The sequence below is a fragment of the Actinomadura sp. KC345 genome (genome assembly GCF_004348515.1).
In the GTDB taxonomy this organism is placed as follows: Bacteria; Actinomycetota; Actinomycetes; order Streptosporangiales; family Streptosporangiaceae; genus Spirillospora.
Map to the genome: position 1 here is coordinate 1 of NZ_SMKH01000324.1, position 8228 is coordinate 8228.

Consider the following 8228-nt stretch of genomic DNA (forward strand, 5'->3'; position numbering starts at 1 on the left):
GGTGAGGGGGACGACGACCTCCCCCCGCGCCAGCGCGGTCCCGGCGAGCTCCACGTCGGCGAGGACGACGTGCGGCCGGCCTCCGGTGCCGGCGAACCAGACCCAGCGCAGGAACTCTTCGACGGCGGCGGGGATCAGCGACGGGTCGGCGCGCAGCCGCGCCGCAAGGCCCGGCCGCGAGACCAGCTCCAGGACGCACGCCGCGAGGAAGTTCGACGTGGTCTCCCCGCCCGCCATCAGCAGCCCGTACCCGACGACGATGATCTCGTCGTCGGACAGCCCGGACGAGGCCGCGAGCCGGGCCAGCAGGCCGGTTCCGGGCCGTGCCCGGCGTTCGGCGAGCCGGTCGGCGAAGTATCCGTGCATGCCCTCGTGGGCCGCACCGACCTCCTCCGCGGAGAACCGCCCGGCCGACATCATCGCGCTCACCCACGGCAGCAGCAGGCCGAGGTCGCCGGCGGGGACGCCGAGCACGTCGCAGATGACCGCGTACGGGAGCGGCGTGGCGAACCGGGCGATCAGGTCGGCGGGCGGGCCGGCGTCCTCCATCTCGTCCAGCAGCCGCTCCGCGAGCGCCTCGATGCGCGGCCGGTCCGCCCCGGCGCGGCGGGCGGTGAACCACGCCTGGACGGCCTTCCGCCGTCGGGTGTGCGCCGGCGGGTCGGCGGCGGCCAGGGCCAGGGACTCCGGCGTCCGGGCGAACAGCGTGCCGCCGGACCACGCCTCGCGGCCGAACCGGCCGTCGGACAGGACCGCCCGCACGTCGGCGTGCCGGGTGACGAGCAGCGCCCGGTGCCCGCTCGCCAGCACGACCGGCACGAGCGGCCGCTCCCGGAGGCGCCGCAGGTGGCCCTCGTCGAGCGGGACGCCGGGACGGTCCGGCAGGGGGAAGTCCATGGTCTCCCTTCAGGCGCTCAGCGGCGGGGGCAGGGAGGCGTCCTCGCCGCCGTCGCGCTCCAGGCGGCCCAGGCGCGCCGAGGTGAGCGCCGCCCGGAACAGCTGGATGCCGCGCGCCGAGCTCGGGTCGATGCCGGACAGGTCCCTGATGCGGTCCAGCCGGTAGTGCAGCGTGCGGCGGTGGATCCACAGCTCCCGCGCGGCGCGCTCCCGGTCGAGGTTGCAGGCGAGCAGGACCTCCAGCGTGCGGCGCAGGTCCGTGCCGGCGTCCAGCGGCGCCAGCACGGCCGAGAGCCGGCCGCGGATGCCGGGCTGCCCCAGGATGGCCAGCTCGACCAGCAGCTCCTCCGCCCGGTAGGGGCGGTCCTCGGCGTCGGGGATGGCCTTGACGATCGTCAGCACCCGCGACGCCTCCTCCAGCGCGGCCGGGACGTCCGCGACGCCGCCGGCGAGGGACGCCCCGGCGTGCACCCGCCCGCGCGTCCGCGCCGCGAGCCCGGCCGTGAACTCGGCGGCCCGGTCCTCGGCCCACAGCGGGTCGGCGGCCGGGAAGAGCACGACCAGGCCGGACAGGTCGCCGGAGAACAGCACGCCGTCCCATGCCTCCAGGCGTTCGCTCGCCCGCTCCCAGTTCCCGGCGGACGCGATGGCCGGGGCCTCGCACAGCAGCACGAGGTAGGCGGGCGCCAGCCGGACGCCGGCCGCGTCGGCGATGGCGCCCGCGGGCGCGCCGTCGAGCAGCGTCTCGGCGAGGAGGCGGCGCAGGGGCCGGGACCGGCCCCCCTCGCAGGGCGCCTCGGCGTAGCCCTGGATGCACTCCTCCCTCGCCCGCCCGGCGAACCGCGCGGTGCGCGCCGTCAGCTCGGCCATCTCGGTGAAGCACCCGGCGGGCGCGACCCCCCAGCAGGACCGCGCGGCCGCGGCGAGCGCGAGGTCCCAGGCCTCCGACAGCACCGGCAGCGGGATCGCCTGCCGCGCCGCCATGACACCGAGGTCGCGGAAGCGCGCCAGGTCGTCCTCGGGAAGGGTGTCGCCCGCGAGGACGAGGCCGAGCAGCCGCGCGCAGGTCTCGGCGCGGCAGCCGAACAGCGGGCCCGCCGCGCGCCTGATCGGCTGGTAGGCGGGGTGGCCGCTCAGGGCCTCGCCGATCGCGGTGTCGAGCAGCGGGCAGTGCGCCGTGAGGATCTCGGAGAGTCCGCCGGGAGCGGTCATCGGAATCTCCTCCTAGGCCACGGCCAGCCGGAACCCGGGCATGCGGCCGGTGGTCTCGTCGAGCAGCCCGTGCAGTTCCCGCAGGCAGCCCGGCTCGCCGCCCAGCGTGTCCAGCAGGCCGTGGGCCCGCGCGACCAGGGGCGCGACGGAGTCCGCGTAGGAGGCGACGACCTCGCCGTCGAGCATCCAGGCGGTCAGCTCGGCCTGCGCGGAGCGGGAGTGGCGGGCGGCGGCGTGCAGCGCGAGCGCCTCCCTGCGCCGCGCCGCCGGAAGCGAGGTCAGCAGGTGGACGAGCAGGTACGTCGCCGTCCCGTTGGCGAGGTCCTCGTGCCGGCCGGAGGCGAGGTCGCGCTGGTCGTTCACGAGCTGGCGCAGCACGCCCAGCGCGCGGCCGAACGAGCGCCAGCCGTCGACGCGCGGGCGGTCCGCCCCGGCCAGGCACGCCGCCGACGCCGCGGCCATCGCGTACGGGGCGCCGGTCTTGCCCTCGTAGCCGCGCAGCACCGACGCGGGGGTCGCCGCCGGCGCGGGGCCGGTGAGGTCGCGGAGCTGGCCGTCCACGGCGTCCAGCCAGCCCCGCGACAGCTCGTCGCCGAGCGCGGCGCGCACCCCGCCGGTGACGGGCAGGTCCGCGATGAGCCGGGCGGGCAGATGGCTTCCCACGGCCAGCGCCGCGAGGACCTTCGCACCGGCGGCGGCGCCCCCGGGGGACGGCGCGCCGGGCGCGTCGGTGAGGTCGTCGAGATGCCGGGCCGCCGCCCACCAGAGCAGATGGATCACCGCGATGACCCTGGCCGGCCCCGGCGGGTCGCCCGTCTCCGCGGCGTGCACGAGCAGCGGGAGCGTGACCATGCCTTTCACGCCGGGACGGGAGCCCTTGTCGCGGACGGTCTCGAAGAACTCCACGAGGAACTCCGACATGGCTCCGCCGACCATCTCCCGGCCCTCGCCGAGGCCGAGCGGCAGGCCCTCGGCGAGCAGCTCGCACAGCCGCGCCATCTCGGTCTCGACGTCGGCGACCGCCCGTTCCTGGGCGGCCTTGCCGAACAGTCCCTCGTCCACGTGCCGACTCCTCTGCTGCTGCGGGGTGTTCCGGGGCCTTGCCGGCGGCCCCGGGTGTCTCAGGGGCGGGCCGTGCGCTCGTCCAGGAGCCGGACCGTGCCGGCGCGCCCGTCCAGCTCGATCCACGCGCCGTCCGGGATCCGGCGGGCGGCGCCGCCGACCGCGACGGCGGCGGGCACGCCGAGCAGCCTCCCCGTGACGGCGGTGTGCGAGAGCAGGGTGCCGCGCTCGACGACCAGCCCGGACGCGGCGATCATGAGCGGGAGCCAGCCCGGGTCGGTCTCCCGGGCGACGAGGATCCGGCCCGCGCAGTCGGAGGGGGCGGGGTCCAGGACGACCTTGGCGCGGCCCCGGACGGTCCCGCCGCTCGATCCGAGCCCGCGCAGGACCTCGCCCTCGCTCCCCGGGTTCGCCTCGCCGCCGTCCCGCGGGTCGGGAGCCCCGGCCGGGCGCGCGCGTCGCAGGGCTACCGCGACCGGGAGGCCGGCGGGGACCGACAGGAGCACGGGCGGCGGCGCGGCGCGGTGGCGCTCGCGTTCCGCGCGCCGCACCGCCGCCAGCCCCCGCAGGTCCGCGCCGGGGAGCGTGCCGTCGAACGCGCCGGTGACCTCCTCGACGGTGAGGTCGTGGACGTCCATGGGATCGTCCAGCATCCCCGCCTCGGCCAGGTGCCCGCCGAGCAGCCACATCACCTCGCGGGACAGCCCGAACAGCTGGGTGCGGGCGAACCGGGCGTCCTCCCGCGCCCGGACGAACCATCGGATCAGGACCAGCAGCCCGGTGAGCACGGACCGCCGCAGCGGACCGGGGCAGGCCGCCCGCAGCCTCCGCCGCGCGCCCGCCGCGGCGCGCGCCCCACCGGCCCTGCTCCCGGCGACGGTGGCGCCCTGCCGGAAAGTACACGCGGCCGTCGAGGTGCCCGACCATGCGCGGCAGCCGGTGCGCGTTCGCGCGCAGCCGCCCGGCCGGGACGCCCATCCGCCGGTACAGGTCGGTGAACGCGAGTTCGTAGAACATGCGCGCCTGCGAGTAGGCGAGGGCGCCGGACACGCCCGGGAAGCTCTCGGTGAGGTTGTGGTTGCCCCAGTGGACGCGCGGGCCGGCGTCCGGCGCGCTCCCGGCCAGCGGCCGCGCCTGGACGAGGTGGACGGCGCCGTCCGGGGTGATGGTCCCCTCGATGTCCTGCGCGCGGCCGAACAGCTCCTCCACCCGTGCCGCGAGGGCGGCGACCTCCTGCGCCTGGTCGTCGGTGAGGACCGGCCCGTCCCGCAGCGCGTCCGGCACCGCGGTCACCCTCGGGCCGGTCTCACCGTCGGCGGGCGGCCCCACCATGCGCCGCTTGGCGACGACCTCGGCGCCGACCGTGCCCGTCTTGGGATCGACGAAGAAGTGGTCGACGTCCGCCCTCTCCTGCACGACCCCCTCGCCGATCCCGCGGGCGGCGGCGATGATGTGATGCCTCGTACCGTCGCGCGGGTCCCGGGTGAACGCCACGAAGGAGCGGGTCCCGGGCACCATCCGCTGGACCGCCACCGCGACCCTCGCGCTCGCGGGATCGACGCCCTTCGGGGTCCGGTACCGGACGGCCTCGGCCTTGAACGCCGACGCCCAGCAGCGCGCCACCGCCTCCGCCAGCTCATCGCGGCGGACGTACAGGAAGCTGTCGCTCATCCCGGCGAACGGGTCGTCCTCGGAGTCCTCTCCGGCGCCGTCCTCCCCCGGCACGACGCACCCCCGCACGGCGGCCATGCCCCGCGCGCCGATGCGCTCGTCGAAGGCGTCCAGCAGCCGTGCGGCGTCGTCTCCTTCCGGCACGGCCTTCGACAGCGCCGCCGCGGCGGACGCGCACCAGTCCGCGACCGGCACGGAGCGCACCGGCGGGACGGCGTCCCTCAGCCCGCCGAGCGCCCGGTCGAACTCGGCGGCGGGCAGGCAGAAGAAGTCCGGGACGGGGAACCCCGCCGCGCGCAGCGTCTCCAGCCGCGCGAACTTGCGGCCGATCTCGTCCATGCTCACCACACTCCCGGTACCAGGCGCGGCTTCCCGGCGGCGTACCCGGCGTAGCCGGGGACGTCCCGCAGGGCCCGCTCCTCCACGCGGATCCGCCAGCCGACGGCCGCGGCGAGCGCGAGCAGGGCCGCCACACACGCCGGGTACGGGAAGAAGCACGCGAACCCGGCGTTCGCGAGCAGCATCCCCGCGTAGGCCGGATGCCGGACGACGCGGTACGGCCCGCCGGTGACCACCCGGTGGCCGCCCTGGCGCACGACGTGGTGGGAGTAGAGGCGGCCGAGCGCGCGGATGGCGGCCTGCCGCAGCGCCACGCCCGCGGTGAACGCCGAGGCGGCGCACACGGTGGCGGTCACGAGGAGCCACGGCGGCGAGCCGTCCCACGGCGGCGGCGCGAGGGACGCCGACGCGATCAGCAGGATGCGGGCCAGCGCGTACGGGAGCAGCGTCCGCGCGTCGGCGGGCGCGGCGCCGGCGCGGCGGAAGGTCACCCGGGCCTCCAGGAGCAGCCAGCCCAGGTAGGCGGCCAGCAGCCCCGCGGCGGCCGCCCGGGCGATGCCCGTCGCCTGGCCGGCGGGGGGCGGGGGCAGGCGGACGGCATCGGCCGGCATGCCGCCGCCTCCGCCGGCGTGGCGGACGATCCCGGCGACGAGGACGGCCGCGCCCAGGACGAACAGCACGCGCGGCGCGAGCGTCAGGACCCTGGCGTTCATCGTCCCGGTCACCGCGTCCGCGTCCGCGCGTACTGCTCCGGGTCCACCGCGCACGCCTCGTAGGTCAGCGACCCCAGGTCGGCGCCGGTCGCGGCGTCCGCCAGTGTCGCCTTGCAGCGGGACCGGCGCCCGGGGACGCGCGCGACCGGCCAGCGCAGCAGGAGCGGGGCGTCCCGGTCGAGGCGGCAGGGGATGTCCAGCCGCAGTGCCACCCACAGCAGCGTCGTGTCCATGGGCCGGCCGTGCTCGCCGTGCTCCAGCATCGTGGCGAACTGCCGGCCGGCCTCGACGATCTCCACCGGGCCGCGGAACGGCGCTCTGCGCCCCGGCCCGGCGGGCGGCTGCAGCACGGCGGCCTCCACCACCCCGCGCCCGCGCCGCATCGGCTCGCCGACCAGGATGTTCTCCGGACGGCGCCGGTGGACCAGCTCGGCCGGCGCGCGCCGCGGCACCGGCACCGCGGAGGCGGCGCCGCGGGCACCGGCCGCCCCCGCCGGGACGTCGTCGGCGAACGCGATCGAGCCCGCGCACACCTCCTCCCCCGCCTGTCGCGCGGCGAGCGTCCAGGCCCGGTTCGGACCCGGGACGGGGCGGCAGGACAGCGTCGTGCCGCCGCGCAGCTCGCAGAACCGGACGAAGTCGAGTCCGGCCACCACCCGGCCGGGAGGCCGCCCGTGCGAGCGCAGCTCGTCGGCGCGGACGGCCAGCTCGAACAGGCCGCTGAACAGCAGCATCCCCGGCACATGGTCGAGCGGGTGGTCGAAGTAGAAGGGATCGGACTCGTCGACGACCAGCTCACGGAAACGATCGATGACGGACGCGGCCATGCGCCCTCCCTCCATTTTCTGACCCCTGATCACCCGCCGGTCTGCGCCGAAAACGGCACTGGACGCCCTTATCGGCAAGGGCGCAAAAACCGGCAGGACGGCCGTCATCTTGCTACAGAAATGCGCACAACTGAACTGCACCCCTGGGCAGTCCGGCCCCCCGGAGTCTTCCCAGACCGGCAACCCGGCGTCTCCCGGACACGCTCCGTGCAAGGGGATCCCGCACGGAAAGCACCATGTCAGCGTCCACTTGCGCGCCCCGCCGGCCCCGCCGCCCCGCGGCCGCGCGGGCGAAGCGCGCACGTCACCAAGGCCACAATCGAGATCGATTGCCGGACGTTTGTCCGCGCCCTGAGCGGGTCTTTAGTCCACCGGTCGCAAAAGATAGATTTTCACACCACCGCCCACTCACCCCGAAACGGCGGCGGCTGTGAGCTTGCCCACAATTAATTGGCAGAATGCGGCCAGCCGGCGGCGGCCCGGCCCCGCCACGCGGCCGCGGACTTGTCAGGCGGCTGACAAACGGCGTGCCGCGGGATGAACGCCTGGTGAGTGTCGCGGATCACGTCGCGTGCCTAGGTTGAGACGACCGGGCCCAGGCCGGTGCATGAGCGAGGAGGTGCCAACGTGACGACGGCATACGAGGACGCGCACACCGGATCGTCGGTACTGGACGGCCTGACGGAGGAGCCGTGGCGGGACGTCCCGCCGGAGGAGGCGCGCTGGATGCGGCCCCACCTCCCCGACCTCCTCGGCCCCATGGTGGAGGGCGTGCTGAGGCACGTCCCCGAGTACGACCGGCCGGGCGACGCGGCCTACTCGCGGGTCGCCGAGGCCGCGGTCGCGCACGCCATGGAGCACTTCGTGCACATGATCGCCGACCCGGACGCCTCCTGGAAGGAGGTCTACCAGGTCTTCTTCGACGTGGGCTACGGGGAGGCGGTCGAGGGCCGCAGCCTGGAGCACCTGCAGAACGCGATGCGGATCGGGTCGCGGCTCGCCTGGCGGCACCTCGCGGTCGAGGCCGAGCGGCTCGGCCGCCCCCGCACGCTCGTCAGCCTGCTCGCCGAGGCCAACTTCGCCTACCTGGACGCGCTGGCGTCCGCGGCGGCGCACGGCTACGCGCGGGCCCGGGAGAAGGCGGCCGGGGAGCGCGAGCAGCGCCGCGGCCGGCTGCTGAGCCTGCTGCTGTCGGCGCCCCCGGCTCCGCCCGAGGCCGTGCGCGAGCAGTCGGCCCGCGCGGGCTGGCCGCTGCCGAGGCGGCTCGCGGTGATCGTCCTGCGGCCTCGGCCGGGCAGCGGCGGCGAGGGGCCGGCCGGACTGCCGCCGTCCCTGCTGACCGGCCTGGACCACGGCCGGCCGTGCCTCATCGTCCCCGACCCCGACGGGCCGGGCCGGATCGAGGAGCTGACCGCGACGCTCGCGGGCTGGACGGGGGCGGTCGGCCCGTCGGTCCCCGTGGACGAGGCGGGGACGTCGCTGCTGTGGGCACGGCGCACCCTGGAGC

The 8228-nt window shown here is 76.6% G+C and carries 7 protein-coding genes and 1 pseudogene; 2 read left to right on the forward strand and 6 right to left on the reverse strand.

Annotated features, from left to right (window positions below; genetic code table 11):
- The 4 genes from E1281_RS33925 to E1281_RS42290 all read right to left on the reverse strand — a co-directional run.
- A partial coding sequence (locus E1281_RS33925) for a cytochrome P450 (RefSeq protein WP_131883802.1) occupies window positions 1-897 on the reverse strand: 897 nt, incomplete at its 3' end.
- Window positions 898-906: 9 nt separating this feature from the next.
- Entirely contained in the window at window positions 907-2109 is a 1203-nt protein-coding gene (locus E1281_RS33930; RefSeq protein ID WP_131883803.1) for a helix-turn-helix domain-containing protein, read from the reverse strand.
- Between the two features lie 12 nt (window positions 2110-2121).
- A complete protein-coding gene (locus E1281_RS42285) occupies window positions 2122-3171 on the reverse strand; it encodes a polyprenyl synthetase family protein (RefSeq protein WP_243717686.1) in 1050 nt (349 codons plus the stop codon).
- A 59-nt stretch (window positions 3172-3230) separates the two neighbouring features.
- Window positions 3231-3959 (reverse strand): PEP-utilizing enzyme, encoded by a 729-nt coding sequence (locus tag E1281_RS42290; protein ID WP_243717687.1) that lies wholly within the window; start codon window positions 3957-3959, stop codon window positions 3231-3233.
- A 298-nt stretch (window positions 3960-4257) separates the two neighbouring features.
- Between E1281_RS42290 and E1281_RS42295 the strand changes: the two genes are divergently transcribed.
- Window positions 4258-5235: a hypothetical protein gene (locus tag E1281_RS42295; protein WP_243717688.1), complete on the forward strand. Its 978-nt coding sequence runs from the start codon at window positions 4258-4260 to the stop codon at window positions 5233-5235.
- Here the strand turns inward: E1281_RS42295 and E1281_RS33940 are convergent.
- Window positions 5184-5894 (reverse strand): isoprenylcysteine carboxylmethyltransferase family protein, encoded by a 711-nt coding sequence (locus E1281_RS33940; RefSeq protein WP_131883805.1) that lies wholly within the window; start codon window positions 5892-5894, stop codon window positions 5184-5186. The genes E1281_RS42295 and E1281_RS33940 overlap by 52 nt on opposite strands.
- An 8-nt stretch (window positions 5895-5902) precedes the next feature.
- A complete protein-coding gene (locus E1281_RS33945) occupies window positions 5903-6721 on the reverse strand; it encodes an AfsA-related hotdog domain-containing protein (RefSeq protein WP_165959222.1) in 819 nt (272 codons plus the stop codon).
- Window positions 6722-7348: 627 nt separating this feature from the next.
- On the opposite strand from E1281_RS33945, the pseudogene E1281_RS33950 reads away from it, so the two are divergent.
- Window positions 7349-8228, forward strand: a pseudogene (locus tag E1281_RS33950) (PucR family transcriptional regulator); the annotation flags it as partial.